The organism is Natrinema sp. CBA1119 (assembly GCF_002572525.1).
Classification (GTDB): domain Archaea; phylum Halobacteriota; class Halobacteria; order Halobacteriales; family Natrialbaceae; genus Natrinema.
In genome coordinates this window covers 2,171,339-2,191,545 of the sequence record NZ_PDBS01000001.1, presented here as the reverse complement: position 1 = coordinate 2,191,545, position 20,207 = coordinate 2,171,339, and the positions used below count along the sequence as shown (strand labels likewise).

General features: G+C 64.3%; 23 protein-coding genes and 1 tRNA gene. 7 read left to right on the top strand and 17 right to left on the bottom strand.

Features of this window, described 5'->3' with window-relative positions; all coding sequences use genetic code 11:
* Position 1 precedes the first annotated feature (1 nt).
* Both CP556_RS10720 and minD read right to left on the bottom strand, forming a co-directional pair.
* On the bottom strand, positions 2–535 hold the full coding sequence (locus tag CP556_RS10720) for a DUF8159 domain-containing protein (RefSeq protein ID WP_098725612.1): 534 nt from the start codon (positions 533–535) through the stop codon (positions 2–4).
* Between the two features lie 314 nt (positions 536–849).
* Positions 850–1,818, bottom strand: coding sequence for a cell division ATPase MinD (gene minD, locus CP556_RS10715; protein ID WP_098725611.1), 969 nt, complete (start codon positions 1,816–1,818; stop codon positions 850–852).
* A 252-nt stretch (positions 1,819–2,070) separates the two neighbouring features.
* On the opposite strand from minD, the gene prf1 reads away from it, so the two are divergent.
* The gene (prf1, locus tag CP556_RS10710) at positions 2,071–3,330 is read left to right on the top strand and encodes a peptide chain release factor aRF-1 (protein ID WP_098725610.1); all 1,260 of its coding nucleotides are present in this window, start codon (positions 2,071–2,073) and stop codon (positions 3,328–3,330) included.
* A 10-nt stretch (positions 3,331–3,340) separates the two neighbouring features.
* Here prf1 and CP556_RS10705 read toward each other — a convergent pair whose 3' ends face one another.
* Entirely contained in the window at positions 3,341–3,793 is a 453-nt protein-coding gene (locus CP556_RS10705) for a MaoC family dehydratase (RefSeq protein ID WP_098725609.1), read from the bottom strand.
* Positions 3,794–3,950: 157 nt separating this feature from the next.
* On the opposite strand from CP556_RS10705, the gene CP556_RS10700 reads away from it, so the two are divergent.
* Positions 3,951–4,880, top strand: a complete 930-nt coding sequence (locus CP556_RS10700) for an NAD-dependent epimerase/dehydratase family protein (protein WP_098725608.1) — start codon at positions 3,951–3,953, stop codon at positions 4,878–4,880.
* A gap of 107 nt (positions 4,881–4,987) precedes the next feature.
* On the opposite strand, the gene CP556_RS10695 is transcribed toward CP556_RS10700, so the two are convergent.
* The 8 genes from CP556_RS10695 to CP556_RS10660 form a co-directional block, all read right to left on the bottom strand.
* Entirely contained in the window at positions 4,988–5,719 is a 732-nt protein-coding gene (locus CP556_RS10695; RefSeq protein ID WP_098725607.1) for an SOS response-associated peptidase, read from the bottom strand.
* A 526-nt stretch (positions 5,720–6,245) separates the two neighbouring features.
* Entirely contained in the window at positions 6,246–6,803 is a 558-nt protein-coding gene (locus CP556_RS10690; RefSeq protein ID WP_098725606.1) for a hypothetical protein, read from the bottom strand.
* Positions 6,804–7,080: 277 nt separating this feature from the next.
* Positions 7,081–7,161 (bottom strand) — tRNA-Ser (locus CP556_RS10685).
* 47 nt (positions 7,162–7,208) lie between these two features.
* Complete coding sequence (locus CP556_RS10680; RefSeq protein ID WP_098725605.1) at positions 7,209–7,454, bottom strand: DUF7981 family protein; 246 nt, start codon at positions 7,452–7,454, stop codon at positions 7,209–7,211.
* A gap of 7 nt (positions 7,455–7,461) precedes the next feature.
* Positions 7,462–7,851: a Rid family detoxifying hydrolase gene (locus CP556_RS10675; protein ID WP_098725604.1), complete on the bottom strand. Its 390-nt coding sequence runs from the start codon at positions 7,849–7,851 to the stop codon at positions 7,462–7,464.
* A 53-nt stretch (positions 7,852–7,904) separates the two neighbouring features.
* On the bottom strand, positions 7,905–9,125 hold the full coding sequence (locus CP556_RS10670) for a serine hydrolase domain-containing protein (protein ID WP_098725603.1): 1,221 nt from the start codon (positions 9,123–9,125) through the stop codon (positions 7,905–7,907).
* Between the two features lie 203 nt (positions 9,126–9,328).
* Positions 9,329–10,540 (bottom strand): threonine ammonia-lyase, encoded by a 1,212-nt coding sequence (ilvA, locus tag CP556_RS10665; protein ID WP_098725602.1) that lies wholly within the window; start codon positions 10,538–10,540, stop codon positions 9,329–9,331.
* Between the two features lie 254 nt (positions 10,541–10,794).
* A complete protein-coding gene (locus CP556_RS10660) occupies positions 10,795–11,214 on the bottom strand; it encodes a gamma-glutamylcyclotransferase family protein (protein WP_098725601.1) in 420 nt (139 codons plus the stop codon).
* Between the two features lie 114 nt (positions 11,215–11,328).
* Between CP556_RS10660 and CP556_RS10655 the strand changes: the two genes are divergently transcribed.
* The gene (locus tag CP556_RS10655) at positions 11,329–12,384 is read left to right on the top strand and encodes a DUF7490 domain-containing protein (protein ID WP_098725600.1); all 1,056 of its coding nucleotides are present in this window, start codon (positions 11,329–11,331) and stop codon (positions 12,382–12,384) included.
* A complete protein-coding gene (locus tag CP556_RS10650; RefSeq protein ID WP_098725599.1) occupies positions 12,381–12,740 on the top strand; it encodes a DUF8060 family membrane protein in 360 nt (119 codons plus the stop codon). The genes CP556_RS10655 and CP556_RS10650 overlap by 4 nt, the downstream gene beginning before the upstream one ends.
* 162 nt (positions 12,741–12,902) lie before the next feature.
* Here the strand turns inward: CP556_RS10650 and citZ are convergent, their stop codons facing one another.
* Complete coding sequence (gene citZ / locus CP556_RS10645) at positions 12,903–14,051, bottom strand: citrate synthase (protein WP_098725598.1); 1,149 nt, start codon at positions 14,049–14,051, stop codon at positions 12,903–12,905.
* Positions 14,052–14,446: 395 nt separating this feature from the next.
* Between citZ and CP556_RS10640 the strand changes: the two genes are divergently transcribed.
* Positions 14,447–15,655, top strand: a complete 1,209-nt coding sequence (locus CP556_RS10640; RefSeq protein WP_098725597.1) for an MFS transporter — start codon at positions 14,447–14,449, stop codon at positions 15,653–15,655.
* A 36-nt stretch (positions 15,656–15,691) separates the two neighbouring features.
* Here the strand turns inward: CP556_RS10640 and CP556_RS10635 are convergent, their stop codons facing one another.
* Both CP556_RS10635 and CP556_RS10630 read right to left on the bottom strand, forming a co-directional pair.
* Positions 15,692–16,066 (bottom strand): VOC family protein, encoded by a 375-nt coding sequence (locus CP556_RS10635; RefSeq protein ID WP_098725596.1) that lies wholly within the window; start codon positions 16,064–16,066, stop codon positions 15,692–15,694.
* A gap of 88 nt (positions 16,067–16,154) precedes the next feature.
* Positions 16,155–16,817 carry a helix-turn-helix domain-containing protein gene (locus CP556_RS10630; protein WP_098727364.1) on the bottom strand — a complete coding sequence of 221 codons (663 nt, stop codon included), beginning with the start codon at positions 16,815–16,817 and terminating at the stop codon, positions 16,155–16,157.
* A 282-nt stretch (positions 16,818–17,099) separates the two neighbouring features.
* Here CP556_RS10630 and CP556_RS10625 point away from each other — a divergent pair, with 282 nt between their 5' ends.
* A complete protein-coding gene (locus CP556_RS10625) occupies positions 17,100–17,294 on the top strand; it encodes a cold-shock protein (RefSeq protein ID WP_098725595.1) in 195 nt (64 codons plus the stop codon).
* Positions 17,295–17,498: 204 nt separating this feature from the next.
* On the opposite strand, the gene CP556_RS10620 is transcribed toward CP556_RS10625, so the two are convergent.
* Entirely contained in the window at positions 17,499–17,861 is a 363-nt protein-coding gene (locus tag CP556_RS10620) for a cell division protein SepF (protein WP_098725594.1), read from the bottom strand.
* Positions 17,862–17,990: 129 nt separating this feature from the next.
* On the opposite strand from CP556_RS10620, the gene CP556_RS10615 reads away from it, so the two are divergent.
* Positions 17,991–18,752, top strand: a complete 762-nt coding sequence (locus CP556_RS10615; RefSeq protein ID WP_098725593.1) for a DUF1028 domain-containing protein — start codon at positions 17,991–17,993, stop codon at positions 18,750–18,752.
* 54 nt (positions 18,753–18,806) lie between these two features.
* Here the strand turns inward: CP556_RS10615 and CP556_RS10610 are convergent, their stop codons facing one another.
* Together CP556_RS10610 and CP556_RS10605 are read right to left on the bottom strand one after the other, a co-directional pair.
* Entirely contained in the window at positions 18,807–19,256 is a 450-nt protein-coding gene (locus CP556_RS10610; RefSeq protein WP_098725592.1) for a CBS domain-containing protein, read from the bottom strand.
* Between the two features lie 284 nt (positions 19,257–19,540).
* A complete protein-coding gene (locus tag CP556_RS10605) occupies positions 19,541–20,020 on the bottom strand; it encodes an RNA-binding protein (protein WP_098725591.1) in 480 nt (159 codons plus the stop codon).
* Positions 20,021–20,207 lie beyond the last annotated feature (187 nt).

Genomic DNA, 20,207 nt, shown 5'->3' with positions numbered 1-20,207 from the left:
GCTACTGCGTCTCGTCGACGGTCTCGAGGACACGATCGACGAGTTCGTCTTCGTCTATCTCGTCGTTTATGAACGCGAGCGCCCACTGCACGTCGACGTAGAACGACAGCACCTTGGCTCCGTCCTTCTCGAGCACCCAGGTGACGCTGTTGACCGCGGCCGCGAACGCCTCCGGGTCGGAGATCGCGCGAGTGATGTCGTCGGCGAGCGACTCGATCTCGGCCATCAGTACGTCCGGGTCGGAGGTCGTCGTCGTCGCGACGATATCGACTTTGTCGCCGTCTTTGTTGACGTCCTTGATCGAGACCTTCTCGCTGTCGATCTTCAGTTTGTCCGGGTCGAGACCGGGAATATCGGGTTCGTCGGTGCCGTCGGACCCGTCGGTTCCGTCGCTCCCATCGTCCCCGTCATCTCCGAGTGACTCATCGTTGTCGTCGTTCGAGTCGGACTCGTCGCCGGTTTCGTCGCTCGAACAACCCGCGAGCATGGTTGCGAGTGCTGCGCCACTGCCGAGGAGGATTTTTCGTCGCTCCATGGGCGAGGCATCGAGAACCGCCGTGATTAGTAATCAGTTCGTTACTATCTCGGACGCTGAAACGCCGCCGTTTCGACTCGAGGACGGACGGAAAGCGGCTCGTAGCGGTTCTCTACATCGATACCGACGACGATACCGACCGATCAGACGCCACATAATTCATTGCATGCTGTCGGAGTATCGCTATTCCACCCCCCGCCGACGGAATCCCGCCCGGTCGGCAAAACGGCGGGATGAATAGTGGGTTCGAGCGGGGATCGACGATTCAGGCGGTGCCTACCGCTGGAAACCGTGTGCACGACGGGAGCGATCGTTCATCTTGGATCCGATTCAGCTTCCGTGATCGCACTCGAGACGTCGTCGTGTGCCGCCTCGCGCTCCTCGGTATCGCCCGCATCGTCACCGCCGTCCGCATCGCCACCGCCGTCCGCATCGCCACCGCCGTCCGCATCGCCACCGCCGTCCGCATCGACCTCGTCACCGCCGTCCGCGTTCGGTTCGGCCGCCGGTCGTTCGGCGTCGGTGGACGCGACGTCCCCGTCACCGTCGCGGTCGGGCTCCGGGATGTCGATCTCGATCCCGGTCAGATCGGCCGCGAGGCGGCGGTACGCGACGGCGGCGGGCCCGTCGGGCTCGAAGACGACCAGCGGCGTCCCGGCGTAGACGCTGTCACGAGCCGCGGGATCCTCGGGAATCGTCCCGAGGAGGGGCACCTCGAGGCGGTCGGCGAGTTCGTCGTGGGAGACGTCGCCGTCCGGCCGGGTTCGGGTGAGGACGAGGCCGGCGACCTCGCCGCCCGCGCGGTCGGTCAGCTCGATCGTCTTTTTCGTGTCGTGAACGGCCGCAGGTTCGGGCGTCGAGACGAGGACGACGGCATCGGCCAGTCCCAGGGGGAGGACGGTCTCGTGGCTGATGCCGGCCCCGACATCGAGAAAGACGTAATCGAACTGGGATCGCAGTTCCTCGACGACGTCGCGCAGCCCCTCGGGAGAGGTTTCGGCGTACTCGTCGAGGCTGGTTCCGCTCGGGACGGCGACGATGTTGTCCGCGAGTCGGTAGGTGGCGTCGTCGATCGATACAGCTCCGGCTAACACGTCGTGAAGGGTGGTCGAGTCGGGGGTGAGGCTGACGAACCCGGCGAGGTTCGCCATGCCGAGATCGACGTCGACGATGGCGACGCGCTGGCCGGCCTCTGCGAGGGCCGTACCGAGGTTGACCGTCGTCGTCGTCTTCCCGACGCCGCCTTTCCCGCTCGCGATGGCGTAGACCGTCTCATGAGACATACTCGGATACTGTCCGGACCCTAGATCGGCACCACCTTAAATCGTGACCACACCTCCCGCGTCGTTACAGCGGGGAATCACGTTAGCGACAGTGTCCCGCGCGTTCCGCTTTGACTCAGTTACTGACCCACGTCGTCGGGCCTGTGACGACCACTCGCCGGCAGCCAGTACGATCGCCATCGATCGACACGCGGTCCCACGTCGGCAGGTGTGTCAAAGGATTCTTACCCACAGCCCCGTTTTATACGGGTAATGAGCCAGGAGGGCGAGCAGGAGCACTCGGACCGGAAAAAGTACGAGTTCCGGAAGGTCATCGAGGACCTCAAGGACTACGACGGCTCCGGAACGCAGCTCGTGACGATCTACATTCCCGACGACAGACAGATCAGTGACGTCGTCCAGCACGTCACGCAAGAACACAGCGAAGCGGCCAACATCAAGTCCAAACAGACCCGAACGGCCGTCCAGGACGCGCTGACGAGCATCAAAGATCGGCTCCGATACTTCGACACCTTTCCGCCGGACAACGGCATCGTGCTCTTCTCCGGTGCCGTCGACTCCGGCGGCGGCCGCACCGAGATGGTCACGAAAGTCCTCGAGAGCCCGCCCCAGCCCATCGAGTCCTTCCGCTATCACTGCGACTCGGACTTCCTGACCGAACCGCTCGAGGAGATGCTCGCCGACAAGGGCCTCTACGGTCTGATCGTCCTCGACCGCCGCGAGGCCAACGTCGGCTGGCTGAAGGGCAAGCGCATCGAACCGGTCAAATCCGCCTCCTCGCTGGTCCCCGGCAAGCAGCGAAAGGGTGGCCAGTCCGCCCAGCGATTCGCCCGCCTGCGCCTCGAGGCGATCGACAACTTCTACCAGGAGGTCGCGGGGATGGCGAACGACCTGTTCGTACCGCGACGCCACGAACTCGACGGCATCCTCGTCGGCGGGCCCTCGCCGACCAAAGACGAATTCCTCGACGGCGACTACCTCCACCACGAACTGCAGGACTCCGTCCTGGGCAAGTTCGACGTGGCCTACACCGACGAATCCGGCCTGTCGGACCTCGTCAACAATGCCGAAGACGCGCTCGCCGACGCCGAGGTGATGAAGGACAAGAAGGAGATGGAGAAGTTCTTCGAGGAACTCAACGCCGGCGATCTCGCGACCTACGGCTTCGAGCCGACCCGCCGGAACCTGATGATGGGGTCGGTCGACCGACTCCTGATCAGCGAGGATCTCCGGAAGGACGTGATCACCTACGACTGTCCTGACTGCGGTACCACCGAGCGCGAGGTGGTCGAGCGCCGGAAGTCGACGCCCACCCACTCCTGTACCGAGTGTGGCACCGAGGTCGAAGCGACCGAGGAGGACCGCGAGGACGCCATCGACCACCTCATCGATATCGCCGAACAGCGCGGCACCGAGACCAAGTTCATCTCGACGGACTTCGAGAAGGGAGAACAACTCCTCAACGCCTTCGGCGGCTTCGCCGGGATCCTGCGATACTCGACCGGCGTGTAAACTGTCCCATCTACTCGCTGCTGTGCTCTCGTCGCTCGATCATCCCGGTGACAGTGTAGGAGAGGACGATCTCATCGGTTTGATTTACCACCTCGATATCGTTCTCTACGTATCCGCGGCGCGGCTCACTCTCGGAGCGGCGTTTGCCCGCGACCGTTGCCCGAACGGACAGTGTATCGCCCGGCCTGACCGGCCGTCGCCACCGGAGTTCATCAGCCCCGCGGCCACCCATTCCGGCGTTCTCTCGGAGATGATTATCGACCAGCATTCGCATCGATATCGCGGCGGTGTGCCACCCCGATGCGACTAACTCACCGAACGCGGACTCCGTTGCAGCGTCCTCGTCGGTGTGAAACGGCTGAGGATCGTACTGTTCGGCAAACTCGATGATCTCCGCTTTCGTGACGTGGTACTCTCCGAATTCTCTGGTCGTTCCGACCTCGATATCCTCGAAGTAGCGCATCGCCAGTGAAAACGAAGGTCGCTGCAAAAAGAATAGCGACGGACGGGCACCGTTATCGTCGGTCCCTTCGAAACCGGCCGAGTATCCTCGCTGCACACGAAGGCGGTACCTGGAGCGAAACACAACTACTTACCTCCCAGTCGGTGAATCACCGGTCATGTCCATCTCGAGCCGAAACATACTCGTCACGGGTGGGGCCGGCTTTATCGGCTCCCACCTCACCGAGCGCCTCCTCGCGAACGGTGCGGACGTCCTCGCTGTCGACGACTGCTCGAACGGCGACCGCGACCGCGTCCCCGACGACGCCGAGTTCCTCGAGGCCGATCTCACCGACCTCGACGCGCTCGCGGGTCACCTCGAGGACGTCGACCTGGTCTTCCACCTCGCGGCGTCGAAACACGTCGATACGGACCGCCCCCACGGCCAGTTCGACGACAACACGCGGATGACCCGCAACATCCTCGAGGCGATGGCCGACGCCGGCGTGACCGAGATCGCCTACACCTCCTCCTCGACGGTCTACGGCGAGGCCCCGCGGCCGACGCCCGAGGACTACGCGCCCCTCGAGCCGATCAGCGCCTACGGAGCGAGCAAGCTGGCCGACGAGGGGTTGCTCTCGGCGCGGGCCCACAGCCACGATCTCACGGTCTGGAACTTCAGATTCGCGAACGTCGTCGGGCCGCGCCTCCGCGGGGCGGTGATCCCGGATTTCATCGAGAAGCTGCAGGACGACCCCGAGCACCTGACGATTCTCGGCGACGGCCGACAGGAGAAGTCCTACCTCCACCTCGAGGACTGTCTCGACGCGATCTGTCACACCGTCGAACACGCCGACGACGCCATGAATACGTACAATCTGGGCACGCGCACGACGACCTCGGTCGACCGGATCGCGACCATCGTCGCCGAGGAACTGGGGGCCGATCCCGAACGCGAGTACACCGGCGGCGAGCGCGGCTGGACCGGCGACGTACCGAAAATGCGCCTCTCGATCGAGAAGCTCTCGGCGCTGGGCTGGGAGCCCCGTCTCTCGAGCGACGAGGCGGTCCGACGGTCGACGCGCGAAATCATCGACGAGCTAAACTGAGGAGGAACTGTCTCTGTTGTCTGTCGTGAAAACCCCCATCCACCCCTCCGAAATCGGGGTACTTCGGGCTGGTATCGTCCGAACGGATCAGTGACCGAGATGAGTGACTACGCGGACTCGAGCGGGTCGACCAGCGACGGCTCGTCCGTCGACGGATCGTTCACCGCCGTCGACACCGGGTACGCGCGCATCTCGTCGGCCGGATACGGCTCGAGCAGTTCCCGCGGATCCTCGCCCGACAGCCACCGCCGCTCGGCGGCGGGATCGAGGATCACCGCCATCCGGTGATGGAGGTTCGCGACGAGATCGTTCGGCTCGGTCGTGATGACCGTGAACGTCTCGAGCGGACCGCCCTCGGGTTGGTCGTCGACGCCGCCGCCGAACGCGCCGAGCCCCGTCTGTGTCGTTTCCGGTTCCCAGCGCTCCCAGAGACCGGCCATCGCGAACACCCGGTCGTCCGCGAAGGTGACGCGATGGGGCTGCTTTCCGTCGTCCGTCTCGACCCACTCGTAGAAGCCGTCCGCGGGAACCAGACATCTCCGTCGCTCGTACGCCGCCTGGAAACTCGGCTTCTCGCCGACGGACTCCGCCCGCGCGTTGATCAGCCCGCCGCTGTCGTCGTCGGCCCACGAGGGAACCAGCCCCCACTCGAGGCGCTGAATCGTCTCCGGCTCCTCGTTCGTGATCACCGGCAGCTCCTGCCCGGGAGACATGTTGTACCGCGGCGTAACCCCCGATCCCGGTTCCGAATCGGACTCGGACGCACCGTCCCGAAATCGGGCGTCGAATCGGGTCTCGAGGTCGTCCCCATCGACAACGAGCGTGTAGCGACCGCACATACTCGATCGTCGGGTCGCGAGACCAAAGGGTTGTCCAGTCACCGTCGCTGTGACAGTGCAGTAGCGATCGGACGCGCCGTTCACTGCCGCGTGACGCCGCGAAATATCAGTCCGGAAGACGCCCGTTCACAGTAGTATGAAGCGCTTACCCCGATTCGGGCGGCCGGTACGGACCCCGTTACGATATCCGATCCCGGTGGAGTCGACAGCGGGGTCAGCATGACGGATCAATACGAAATGGTGGTGTGTCAGAGCGGCAATCTGGAACTCAGAGATCCGGACGACCCCGACTGCTGGATCGCGACCGATTCGCCGATCGAACTCGAGCGGTAACGCGCTCTCCCCGTACCCCTACCTTCCAAACCGCGTGTTCGCCCTCTCGAGAGGGTATCTCGCTCGTTCTCCAGTACTGAATCGTACGTCACTCGCGGCTCGAGACCCTCTCAGACGGTCTGCTGTCACTGTGTCCCGACGCACCTGCTTGACGGGTTGCGGGCACGCCGGACCTGACTGGCAGCCGTCCGTCTCAGTCGGTTTCGTTGCCAGAGATCGCGACGGTTCCGTTCGCGGTCTGGTCCTCGTTGAGCGTCACCTCGACCGCGTACTCGCCCGGTTCGGCGGGGTTGTCCACCGCGGGATACTCAGCAACGATCACGTCGCCGGCCTCGAGCGTGTACTCCGTATCGAGTTCGACGGTGAACGAGTAGTCGTTGTTGTTGACGCCGCTCACGTGCGTCTCGTTGAACGTTCGATCGGCCGTGCCGTCACCGGTCGTATCGGCACCGAGCAGGATATCACCGTGCTGAGCGCTATCGACGGTGAAGTTCTCGCGCGGATAGGTCACTGCGAGCGACTCCCACTCGCTTCCGGCGACCGACTCGTTCGCTTCGATTCGAATCGACTGATTGGCGTCCGTCGCATTGGTCATCGGATCGTCGGAATCGACAGTGCTATTGTCGTCGCTCGAGGGGTCGAGCGGTTCCTCGTCGTCCGCGGAGGGATCGGTCGTTTCACCGCCGAGTCCCGAACAACCGGCAATCGATACGAGTACCGCCAGCGTCACGACGAGCAGTATTCGTCGCATCTATCGGCCGGTCACAACAGCACACGTGAAAGTCTTCTGGTGTCGAATGTCGATCGGACTCCGCATGTGACGGAACCCTAGGACCGAGAAGTGGTAATTCGCTGTTACGGCGAAGAGCACTGCAAACACGTCGGAACGCAGATTCGAGTGGTGAGGAGACGAGGACCCTACTCGTTTGTCCGCGTGTGACTCGCGTGTTCAAATCCCGACGTTTGCGTTTCGTCGAAATCGCGACTCGCTCAGCGACGCATCGCTCGTCGGTCGATTTCGACAGAAACGCCAGGACAGGGATTTGAACCCTGAATCCCAAAGGGAACACGCTTTCCAGGCGTGCGCCTTACCATTCGGCCATCCTGGCTCAGGTCATCCTAACCGCGTCCGTTGTTTAACTGTTACGAGACGCGGTCACTCGTCGTCGCGATGCGCCGCCCGTGCGGCGAGTCGCGGCTCGAGCAGGGACGCTCCGACCCCCGCTCCGAGACCGACCAGCGCTCCGACCGCCAGCGCCTGCGCGATCGTGACGATCGGTTCGACGAGCAGGGCGTAGCCCTGAACGAGCACCAGGAACGACAGGAATCCGACGAGCCCCCACAGGAACGCGGATTTCGCCCGCGGGTCGATTCCCATCGTTCCGGACGGATAGCCACTCACGCCGGATTCACTCGGCTTCCTCGACGGATGCGATGGCTTCGATTTCGACGCCGACGCCTTTCGGAAGCGCGGCGACCTCGACGGCGCTGCGGGCCGGCGGCTGATCGTCGAAGTAGTCGGCATAGGCCTCGTTCATCGCCTCGAAGTCGTCGATGTCCTCGAGGAAGACGGTCACTTTGAGGATATCTTCGGAGGACGCACCCGCTTCGTCGAGGACGGCGTCGAGGTTGTAGAGGGCCTGATCGGTCTGGTTCTCGATGGACTCGTCGTCGAGCAGGTCACCGCCCGCCGTCATTGGAATCTGACCGGCGGTGAACACCAGCGAGCCGTTGCTGGTCGCCTGACTGTAGGCACCGACCGCGGCCGGCGCGTCGTCGGTTTCGATGATACGTTTCACGGTCAATATGTCGCGACGAGACGGTTTAAAAGAAATGGAACCGACGCCCGTCGCTACGAGAGTTCGTGACGGACCGTGTCGCCGAGCCGGGAGACGCGCTGGCCGTGTTCGTAGCCGTCCCGGATTCCGTTCGTGACGTACGCGAACGCGATGTCGTTGTCGGGGTCGGCCCACGTCATGATACTGCCGAGGCCGCCGTGTCCGTAGACGGCGTGGGAGGCAGTGACGCCGAAGTCGTCGCCGGGTTGGCCGCCGAAGCGAACGCCGAGGCCGCGACGGGTGTACTCGCCGTCCTCGGCCTGTTCGACCTCGACCGAAGTGAACGCGTGCGTCACGCGCTCGCTGAGGACGTCCTCGCCGTCGTTCAACAGACAGTTGTAGAACCGCGCGAGATCGCGGGCCGTTCCGATACCGGTGGCGGCCCCGACGACGCTGTGCTGGACGGCGGGGCGGTTGAACAGGTCGGCGACGTAGGCGTTGTACCCCGGCGACTCGGGCTCGGTGATCTGGCTGTACGGCTCGAACCCGACGAGGGTCGCAACCTCGCCGTGCTCGCCCTCGAGCCCGATGCCCGTGTCGTCCATCCCGAGCGGCTCGAATATGGCGTCCTCGGCGATCTCGTCGATCTGTCTACCGACGACGTTCCGGGTGAGGCCGTCGATGATCCACCCGTAACTCAGCAGGTGGTAGTCCGTGCGCGTCCCCGGCGGATACAAGAGTTCGGCCTCCTCGACGAGTCTCTCTTTCTCGTCGGGATCGCCCCAGACCGCCGGGTTGTCGTCGATCGCCGGAATCGCGTGCAGGCCGGACTGATGCGAGAGGACGTGGCGGATCGTCACGTTCTTCTTCCGTTTGTCCCCCCTCGCGAACGCCGGCCAGTGCTCGACCACGTAGTCGTCGTAGTCGATGAGTCCTCTATCGACCAGGTGGTGAACGACGGCCGCCGTGTACGGCTTCGTCGTCGAGAAGAGGACGTGACGGGTATCGATCCGCTCTTCGTCCCCGTCGGGGCCGGTCGTGCCGCCCGCGAGATTTACCACGAGTTCGTCCTCGTGGTAGACGGCGAGCTGTGCGCCGTGGTGGAGTTCCCGCTCGAGCTGGTCGGAGAACGTCTCCGCGATCCGCTCGGTCCCCGTCGGGAGGATGTCCGACCGCCGGTTCGGTTTCGGGTGGGAGCGGTCACCGCCGCTTCCGGACCCCGCTGCTGCCGACGCTGGCACTGTCGATCCGACCGCCGCGGCTGCGATGCTGCCGAGGAGTTTTCGACGCTCCATGATCGTGCGATTGATGGCGATAGATCATTAACAATAACCAGTTACTCGAACTCGGACAGAGACAGGCGGCGATACGGATCGACTAGAAACCGTTTCCGACCGTTTCCGACCGGGTGAGAGTAGTGGCGACGGTGAAGCGATACCGGCGGAGACACGATCCGGCCCGACACCGGGACGGTAGGGATTGCTCCGGCCCTCGGCCGTCAGGCGAGCACGTCGACCTCGTAGCCCGCGTCCCGGAGCGCCGACAGGAACTCGTCGACGTGGTCGGGGCCGCGCATCTCGAGTTCGAGTTCGACCTCGGTGTCGCTCATTTCGACGTTGCGGGAGGTGTGGTCGTGATGGATAGCGTAGATGTTTACGCGGTGTTCGGTGAAGATGTCCAGGAGGTCGTCGAGCGCGCCGGGACGGTCTTTCAGGACGGTTTCGATCTTCAGATAGCGGCCGGTCTCGACCAGCCCGCGGACGATGACGTTGGCGAGCGTGTTGAGATCGATGTTCCCGCCGCAGAGCGCGGGGACGATGACCTCGTCCTCGACATAGTCGAATTTCTCGAAGAGGACGGCGGCGAGCGGGACCGCACCCGCACCCTCGACGAGCGTCTTCGAGCGCTCGAGCAGGTAGACCAGCGCGACGGCGATCTCGGGATCGGAGACGGTGACGACCTCGTCGACGTACTCCCGAATGTAGGGGAACGTCTGCTCGCCGATACTCCGGGTCGCGATCCCGTCCGCGATCGTGTCGACCTCGTCGATCGAGACCCGTTCGCCCTTCGCGAGGGACGCGGCGGCGCTCGAGGCACCGTCGGCCTGCACCCCGATCACGCGAACGTCGGGGTGTTGCTCCTTGATCGCGACCGCGATGCCGCTGATGAGACCGCCGCCGCCGATGGGGACGACGACCGTCTCGACCTCGGGGCAGTCCTCGAGGATCTCGAGACCGATCGTCCCCTGGCCGGCCATGATGTACTCGTCGTCGAACGCGTGGACGTAGGTTCGGTCCTCCTCGCGCTCGAGTTCGTGGGCGCGCTCGGCGGCCTCGTTGTAGTCTCGCCCGGAGAGGACGACCTCCGCGCCGTAGCTCTTCGTCGCCTTCACCTTCGAAATCGGCGCGTGTTCGGGCATGACGATCTTCGAGTCGACGCCCGATCGCGTGGCCGCGAGCGCGACCCCCTGCGCGTGGTTGCCCGCGCTGGCCGTCACGACGCCCGCCTCCTTCTGAGCCGCCGAGAGCGTCGCGATTCGGTTCGTCGCGCCGCGAATCTTGAACGCGCCCGTTCGCTGGAAGTTCTCCAGTTTCAGGCGGATGTCGGCTCCGGTCATCGATGAATAGGTGTGCGAGTGCTCGAGGGGCGTGTGTCGAGATGTCTCTCGTACCCGCTCGCGCGCCTCGAGAATATCCGAGTGTTCGAGCATACGCCCGTCTACTCGGGACGAGGTGTAAGGATTACTGTCGGGGACCGGGGGAGCCGTGTCGGGCCCACCGCCGTCCCCCCACAGTGATGTGCTGCAACATGGCAGCACGACAGGGAATACAGGGAATGCACGGCGTGTGACGTGCGACTGGAAAAGGGGACCCGGAGTATATAAATCTCATGCACCCGCGGCGAAAGTGAAACCGCCGGACGAGAGCGGGATAGCTGGCTCGTCAGACGGAGGACAGACGGGCGTCATTCGTGATTACGTACCACAGCATCGCTCCGTGAAACGAGCGTTCGAACGCGCTCGCGGAGCGCCCCCTCCCCCGGCCACGTCGCGTCGACGCCGAGCCGGTCCGGATCACCGACGTACACCCAGCACTGCTCGCTGGCGGTGCCGGCCGCGCCGGTCACTGGCACCGCAACGCGGACGTACAGCCCGCGCTCGACGCCCTCGTACCGGTCGAGGCGCTCAAGGCCCGCATCGCCGACCGCGAGCAATCGCCCGTCGACGCTTCCGCCTGGTACGAGCGTGGGGTATCGCCCGTCGATTCGGTGGAGCCCCTCGAGCGTCGCGCGGCCGGCAAACTCGTAGTGGGCGTCGTCCTCGTCCCCCAAGACGGTCGCGACTCGCTCCGGTTCGGTCAACGTTCCGTAGACGAAGACGAGCACGCTGGACCGTTTCGGTTCCAGTCCCTTGCTCGTACCGCTCCAATCCGCAGTCCCTGAAATTCGTTCTGCGGAGACTACACAAAGCACTTATACAACTGGTTGATGCGCTCTGACATGAACCGCGAGTCCCTCCTGGCCGTCGCGACGCTCGTGGTCGTGATCGGGGCGGTCACGACCCTCGCGCTCGCCGGCGCGGTGTCCGATCCCGGCGCGTCCGAGACGGCCGGCGCCGTCGAGGACGCCGGCCGCGTCTCGCTGACGGAAATCACGATCAGTGCCGACGAGATCACCGGCGGGACGGCCACGCTCGCCGTCGACACCTACCTCGAGCACCGCGGCGGCCCCGTCGAGAACGTCACCGTCGTCCATCGGGCGACCGATACGAAGACCGGTCTCGTCGAAGATACGACCGAACGTGACGTCGAGACGTTAACCGACGAATCCGAAGTCGTCGTCTCAGGGACGGTCGACGTCCCGCGAGAGAGTAGCTACAAGATCGAGACGTTCGTCTACCGGGACGGAACGCGCACCGAGTCCGCCAGCCACACCGTCGAGGGTGTCGACGCGCTGACGCCCGCCTACGCCGATACCGACGTCGAGTTCCACCGTTTCGGCGGCGACTCGGGCGGGAGTCTCGCGGACGTCCCCGCGGTCGGCTACTCCATCGAATCGTCGACCGCCGACGCGGCGACGCTGGCCGTCCAGAGTTACCTCACCAACACGGGCGACGACGCCGAAGCGGACCTCGAACTCGAGGTGAGCGCTCGCCAGTCGGGGTCGAACGTCGTCGCCGACTCCGCGACTGCCGAGCTATCGACGATCGAATCCGGAACAACTGCGTCGCCGACCGTCGATCTCGAGGTTCCCCAGGAGTACGACTACTACCTCGATGCAGTCCTCTGGCGGGACGGTACTATCGTCGGCACCTACCGCGCAGTCGCCAACCTCGGGCCGGGCTCGCTGTCAGTCGACGAATCGGTCAGCGAAAACGGTCTCGAGGTGAGCGATTTCACCAGTAACTCGGACAGCGCTGCAGACGACGGACGCGCCGGGTCCGACGGCGCCGACGCGGGAGATAACTCGAGTGCAGACGGAACCCCCGGCTTCGGGGTCGCCGTCACCGCCGCTGCTCTGCTCGCGGCGATCGCGCTCGCACGGAGGTTCCAATGACTGAAACACCGACACAGACCCAGACCGAGACGTCGAACGAGCCAGACGAAACGATCGACCAGCCGGACCAGCAAACGGATGCGTCTCCAACGGCTGGATCGGCCCCCACCACCGGGTTCGACCTCGGCTCCAATACGATGGCACGCTATATCGCCTGGGGCGCGCTCGGTATCTGCTCACTGCTGGCCGTCTTCGCTCTGATCCAGTTCTACGGCAGCGTTACCGACGCTATCGATCTCTGGGTCGACCCGAAGTATCAGCCACTGATCCGCGCCGCGTTCAATCTCGCCGTCCTGTTGACGTCACTGATCGGCGTGTCGTTACTGGCTCGAGAGTTGAATTACAGTGGCGACTGAACGGTGAGACTCGCGGCGACCGCAGACTACAACCGGGTTACGCGATCCTACTGGGTCGATTGCGAGCGACGGGCTCGCGCGGCGCGAAGCGACGACGTTCGGCCCCCTTGCTATCGAACGGAGAGACGGATGCGAAACGGAAACCGACGGGCTCGAGTGTAGTTATCGCTCTTCGAGCGGGACGAACTTCTGATCTTTCGGCCCGGTGTAGCGGGCGCGCGGGCGAATGAGTCGGTTGTCATCCTGGTACTCGAGGACGTGGGCGATCCAGCCGCCGGCGCGGCTCATGGCGAAGATGGGGGTGTACATGTCGATCGGGATGCCGAGCTGGTAGTAGACGGAGCCGGAGTAGAAGTCGACGTTCGGGGCGATCCCCTTCTCGCCGAGTCCCTTCTCCTCGGTGAGGTACTGCTCGATGGTGGTGGTGTAGTTGTACCACTTGTCCTCGCCGTTTTCGGCGAGTTCCTTGCTGCGCTCCTGGAGGATCTTCGCGCGCGGGTCCTTGACGTTGTAGACGCGGTGACCGAAGCCGGGGATACGCCGGCCTTCGGCGGTCGCCTGCTCAACCCACTCGCGGTGATCGAGCTCGCTCTCGTCGATCTCGATGAGGACTTCCATGACGTCCTGATTCGCGCCGCCGTGGAGCGGCCCGGAGAGGGCGCTGATACCGCCGGTGACGGCGCTGTAGATGTCGGCCATCGTCGAGCCGATGACCATCGAGGTGAACGTCGAGGCGTTCAAGCCGTGGTCCGCGTGGAGGATGAGCGCTTGATCGAAGGTCTCGGCGGCGATGTCGTCAGGCTCCTCGCCGGTCAGCATGTAGAGGAAGTTCGCGGCGAGGCCCAGATCCGGGTTGGGATCGACGGGCTCCTCGCCGAGACGGTAGCGCTCGAACGCTGCGAGCGCGGTCGGGATCTTGGCGGTGATCCGACGCCCCTTCCGGAGCGTCGCATCGAGATCGTCGGGGTCGGCCTCGTCTTCGGGTTCGTAGGCCGAGAACATCGAAACCGCAGTCCGCAGCGCGGCCATGGGCTGCTCGTCGGCCGCGGCGAGCTTCTCCATCGTCGCGAGGACGTCGTCGTCGACCTCGCGTTCGTCCATGAGCGCGGCCGTAAACGGCTCGAGTTCGTCCTCGGACGGCAGGTGACCGTTCCAGAGCAAGTAGAGCACTTCCTCGTAGCTCGCACCGCGAGCGAGGTCCTCGATCGTGTAGCCGCGGTAGATCAGTCGACCGACGTCGCCGTCGATCGAACTGAGTCCCGATTCGGCGACCAACACACCCTCGAGCCCTTTCTTGAGGTCGTCAGACATACTCAGGGATTTCGGACCCCAATGGAAAAGTATTATCGTTTATCGGGTGACGGCAGTCGACACACCGAATGTCCGTATTTTGCCGGTTTTACGACTACAGACGAACACTCGTTTCGTGATCAAACGAACAGTCAGTCAGTCGATTCCCGGGCAGATTACTATAATCGTCTTTCGTGATAGGGCAGTCACGAGTCCGAATCGGGTACGGCGGCGGATATTCATCGGAGATTGTCCGTGTTCTCACCTCGACAAACGGTTCGTTTGGAGCCGATGGAGAAGGGTTCGAGAGCGACGTCGTCGTGATAGTGTGAGCCGATCGCCGGAACTCGAGCCGATCGAAACCGATGTCTCACGTCGCCACCCTTTTTGAAGCGCTTTTCGAAGAACGACCGATGATGGATCGGTCGTACTGGCGAACGGTGTCGCTCGTGACGCTGTGGCAGGTTTCGGCGAGCATCTGCTACTACACGATCTTCGCCGCGACACCGTTGTTCCGGGACGAGTTCGGACTGTCCCGGTTCGCGGTCGGACTCGTGGTGACGACGCTCACGCTCGGCTACGCCGTCTTCCTGTTGCCGCTGGGTGCGCTGACCGATCGGTTCGGCGAACGGCTGACGCTGACGCTCGGCCTCGTCGGCCTCGCGACGGGCAGTCTCCTGGTCGCGGGCGCACCGACGTACGCCCTGTTGCTCGCGGCGGTATTCGTCCTCGGATCGCTGTACGGGACCGCGATTCCCGGGACGAACAAGGCGGTCTTCGACCGGATCGAGCCGGGCCGCCAGAACTTCGCGATGGGGATCAAGCAGGTCGGCGTCACCGGGGGGAGCGGTATCAGCGCGCTCCTGGTCACGGGTCTCGCGGGAGCGCTCTTCCCCAGAGCTGGCTTTCTCGTCGCCGCGGGAGTTGGCGCGGTCGTCGCCGTCGTGTTTTACGTCGGCTACTCGAGTGACGGCGGTAGCGGCGTGGCCGACTATCCCGACTTCGGCGCGTTGCTCTCGAACCGGCCGTACGTCGTGTTGACGACCGCCGGCCTCTTTCTCGGGGCGGCCCTCTTCACGACCACCGGCTACACGGTCCTCTACGTCGAGGAGTCCATCGGCGCGTCCGTCGCGTTCGGCGGCGTCGTCCTCGCGCTCGTCCAGCTATTCGGGAGCGTCGGCCGCGTGCTGACCGGCTGGCTGAGCGACGTCCTCCCGGGAGCGCCCCGCGTCAGGATCGGATCGCTGCTCGTCGCCCAGTCGCTGGGCAGCGCCGTCATGTTCGTCGTCGTCGCGTCGACGACGACCGAACGCGGCGTCGCGCTCGCGTTCGCCGTTCTCGGCTTCTTCGTGCTCGGCTACACGGGCGTCTACTACTCCGTCATGGCGACGCTGGTCAGCGCGGACGAGATGGGCGGCGCGACCGCGGGCGGCCAGCTCGCGCTCACCAGCGGTGCGCTCGTCGCCCCGCCGGCCTTTGGCTATCTCGCCGATACGGTCAGCTACCGGGCATCGTGGCTCTTTCTGGCCGCTCTCGTCACCGTCGCGGCCGGACTCCTCGTCCAAGTCGTCCGCACGGAGCCATCGATCACGGAGCCCGCCGCGGCCGACGTCTCCGAGAAGTAGACGCTCGAGCGGGAGCGGCCAGTAGGGCGCGCCGGCCTACTCGAGTTCTTCGACGAGTTCGACGACGTAGCCGTCGGGGTCCTCGATAAACGCGACGCGGACCCCGATGTCGTCCATCGTCGTCGGCTCCGTCTGGACTGGCGGATCCGTCCGCTCGAGCACTCGCTCGAACGTCTCGTTGGTGCTATCGACGCCGAGCGCGACGTGGGCCATCGTCCCCGAATCGATCTCCGGCCCGCCCGCGGGATCGTACTTGAACTGGAACTCCCCGTTCTCGCCGCCGATGTAGACGTTTTCGACGCCGTCGTCGGCGGTAAAGGACCAGTTCTCTGTCAGTCCGAGCCCGTCGATGTAGAACTCGCGCGTCCGCTCGAGATCGGATACCCACACCGCCGTATGAATAACGTCCATACCCAGGCACACGCGACCGGTCATCAAAGAGGTACTGGGGCCGAGACGACGCGAGCGGAGACCGTCGACAGGGTCGGTCGGACGAAGCTCACTGCCGGTCGCGGTCCGCCTCGAGGATCGCATCCATCAACTTCGTCTGCGCGGCCGCGAGGTGCTCGGTGAAGGTCGATCGGGCGACGCCGAGTTCCTCGGCCACGTCGGTCGCGTTCGCGCCCTTTGGATAGTCGAAGTAGCCCATCTCGTGGGCCGTCTCCAGAATCTCCCGCTGGCGAGCCGTGAGTTCGTCTCGGTTGACGACGACCGGATCGGCGGAAACCTCATCGTGGTCCTGCGAGAGTTCTTCGACCAGAACGCCGTCGAAATGCGCCCGCAACTCGTCGACGATCTCGGCGACCTCGGTGAGTTCGAGCGTGCGAAACGAGAGCAGCAGTGCGCCGTCCTGGGCGCGGACCGACGAGACCGGCGTCCCCGTCGTCTCGACGATTTCGCAGGCACAGTCGGCAGCCTCGTCGCGTTCGAATCGGTAGATCGCCTCTCGATCGTTGGACTGGACCGGCGTCACCTCGACGTCGAAATCCCCATCGACCGAGGCCTCCGGCGAGACACCGAACTCTTCGACGATCGTCCCCTCGGCTGTCGGCTGCGACGACCGGGAGACGGAATCGACCTGCTCGTCGGTAGCCCCGGAGACATCGGCGACCGGACAGCCCGCCGGATCGTGGACGACGACCGTCGCGCGAAAGCCCGTCATACACCGTACGACGTCCGCACGCGTGATAACCGGGACCGGAATTCCCATCGAGTGGAAATATAGGAGCCACTGAAGCGATTTACACATCGATCGCATAGCTGTCGTGCGATCGGGTGTGCAGCGACGTTCAGTGGCTCCTATACCTCGAGAGCCGTCCATGGCTCTCGAGACCCGCACAGACGATCGGAATCAAACGGAAACGGTCCGTTCGGCCGTTTCAATGGTCGTGGTACCACGACTCTCGGAAGTGTTATCCCCGGGCCGGTCATACGTTTATTCGTAATGGCAGAAGGTAAGGTTGATTTCTTCAACGACACAGGCGGCTACGGTTTCATTGAGACGGACGACGAGGACGACGACGTTTTCTTCCACATGGAGGATGTTGGCGGTCCGGATCTCGAAGAAGGCACGGAGATCGAATTCGATATCGAACAGGCCCCCAAGGGCCCCCGCGCGACGAACGTCACGCGCAAGTAACCGACGTCGCGTCGGGCGACGCTGAACGAACATTTTTTATAGACGACCCGAACCGGTAGTGCGATCGGTGTCCGCACGGACGCAACGAGTATAGAGGACAGAAACGTCATTGAGCCGCGGCGACCCCGAAGAAAGCGACGGAACGGCCCCGACTCGAGATTGGTCGCCGCTGTCGGAACCGGTTTCGATACCCGCCGTCCGGTTCTAGAGCTTCTGGCCCAGTTTTTCGCGGCTGATGTGGATGCCCGTCGGCGTGATGATCATCTGATCCTCTCCCTTCCGGACGATGTCGCCGTCGACCTCCTGGGCGACCTGCCGCAGTTCGTCCACGATGTGTTCGACGGTGCTGTCCTCGGTCCGCAGGCGCGTGATATCCGCGATGACGATATCGCCGTCATAGACGGCGTCTTTGATATCGATCGCGTCGGCCTTCGTACCGACCTCCGCGATGTGTACCTGCATCGTCGCCTCGGCCGACCCCATGGAGGCGTCCTCGAGGTCCAATTCGGCGTAGTCCTCGACGGTTCGGGACTGGTTCCCGCCGAGAATTTTGCTCATCAATCCCATACCGGAGAGAGTCCGTCGCCGTCTGTATAGTTCTTACGTCAGACGTGACCGTTCGCTCGCCGGAAACGCGCCGCGGTGTCGTCTCGCTCACAGTTGCTTTTTTATTTCTTGACGAAGGGCGTGTAATCGATGACGTTCAGCATCTGCGTCTCCGAAGCCTACGAAACCGACGGGGAACGCCACCGCCGGTTCGGCGTCGCGGTCACGACGCGACTCCCTGGCGTGGGAACGCTCTGTCCGTTCGTGAGCGAACGCGCTGCCGTCGCGACCCAGAGCCTGGTCAACGTCGAGCTCGGCGAACGCGGGATCGACTACGCCGACGACGGCCTCGCCCTCGACGATGCGCTCGAGGCCCTGCTCAACGCCGACGACGGCGCGTCCCAGCGGCAGGTACACGGTGTCGACAGCGAGACGACGTTCGCCTTCTCGGGCGAGGAGTGTGTCGAGTGGTACGGCCACCGCGAGGGCGACCACTACACCGTCGCTGGGAACATGCTGACCGGAGAAGACGTCCTCGAGGCGGCCGCCGACGCCTACGAGGCGACCGCAGTCCACGACACCGTGGATCCGTCGACCGGCCCGACGGCCGTCACCGAGGACATCGACACCGATCCCCTCGCGAAGCGGTTGATCGACGCGCTGGCAGCCGGTGACCGCGAAGGCGGGGACAAGCGAGAGGAACTGCCGGTCCAGAGTGCGGCGGTCGTCGTCGAGACGACCGAAGACCACGACCTCGAGCCGCCGTACAACGACCTGCGGATCGACGCGACCGAGACGCCGATCGCGGATCTCCGCGAGACGTACGAGCTCGCACAACGGGGCTACCGGGACACCCTCGCGCAGTACGAGGGGGCGTTCGAAGCGGATTCGCTGGAGGAGGCTGCGGACTGACCTCTCCCACGATGTCAGTCGTGAGGCAGCGTGCGCTTCGAGCGGTGACAGCGGTCAGTCGCTCGCAGTGAGTTCCTGCCCGTCGGCCGCCTCGAGGCGCATCGGCTCGTCTTCCCACTCGATCTCGAGGCGGTGTCGCGGAAGGTAGGGAGCCAGGGTCCGCGCCGAAAGCACCCCGCGGTAGATGCCGTCGCTGACGACGGGGAGCTGTTTGACACCGTTCGTTCGCATCGTTTCGGCGGCCTCGGTCAGCGTCGCGGCCGGCGGTATCGTCGTCACCGGTGATGACATAATCTCCCGCACGGCCGGCCGATCATCCGTTTCCGCGACCAGTGCCACGATGTCCGACTCGGTGACGATGCCGACGACGGACTCGTCCTCGAGGACGGTGAGTGCGGGCACGTCGGTCCGTCGGAGGTGCTGAGCCGCGTCGGAGACCGGCGTTTCGGTGGTGAGCGGTGGCGGCGACCGGACGTCGACTGATTCGACGGTCGTTTCGATCATTGCTGACTCGTGGTACCACGAACCACTATTTAGGAATAGTGAACATACGTCCTATATATCCTAGTATTGCTAGTACAATGATATCGAGGGCGCGAAGTTCGAGAAATGTATGGCTACTTTTCTGCGTCGGTCGACACTGTACCGGAGACAACCACTGCTGTGGGTCGGACGATGGCTGAGACGGTCGGCCGTCACTGTATCCTGACACACCTGCATGGCAGGCCGCAGATACGCCGGAACCGACTGCCAGTTGTCCGTCTGCGGCGATGGGTGTCCGAATACGACTAGCCGGAGAACTCGTAGAGTTCGTCGCCGACGTGGTGAAGCGAGTCCACCACTTTTCCGTCGTCGCCGACCATGTCCGCGCCGTCGACGCGGGCGCGGCCGACCGCGAGCACCTTCCCGTGGGACTCCTCGGCGATGACGACCAGATCGTCCGGCGAGATGTCGTCGGTCGCTTCCGTGATCCCGGGTCGCATCACGTCCGCGCCGTCGCTGACGAACGAGACGGCACCCGCGTCGACGGTCACCAGTCGCTTCTCGGGCTCGTAGGCGTTGGCCCCCCTGACCGTCAGAAACGGTTCCTCGTCGAAGTACGCGACCCGTGGCTCGCCGTCGATGAGGACGACCTCCCAGTCGGTTTCCTCGAACTCGACGCGCTCGTATGCATCGCCCTCGGGCGAGACGCCGAGTTGGTCCTCGAGCGTCTCCTCGAGATCGGACACCGCGTCGCTGCGGAGGTGGTGTCGGGACTTGACCTGCATACCCGTGCTACCGCCCGTACGCATTTAATAGATAAGATTCGAAGTCGCGGGTCGGGCGACTGGGCGAGACGGGACCGTGGACACCGAACGGGCGCTCGAGCGGGCCGACCGCCAGACGGGCGCTCGAGCGAGCCGGCCGTCGGGAACGGGCAAACCACTTTCCCGGTCCGTCTGGTAGTACGCCGGA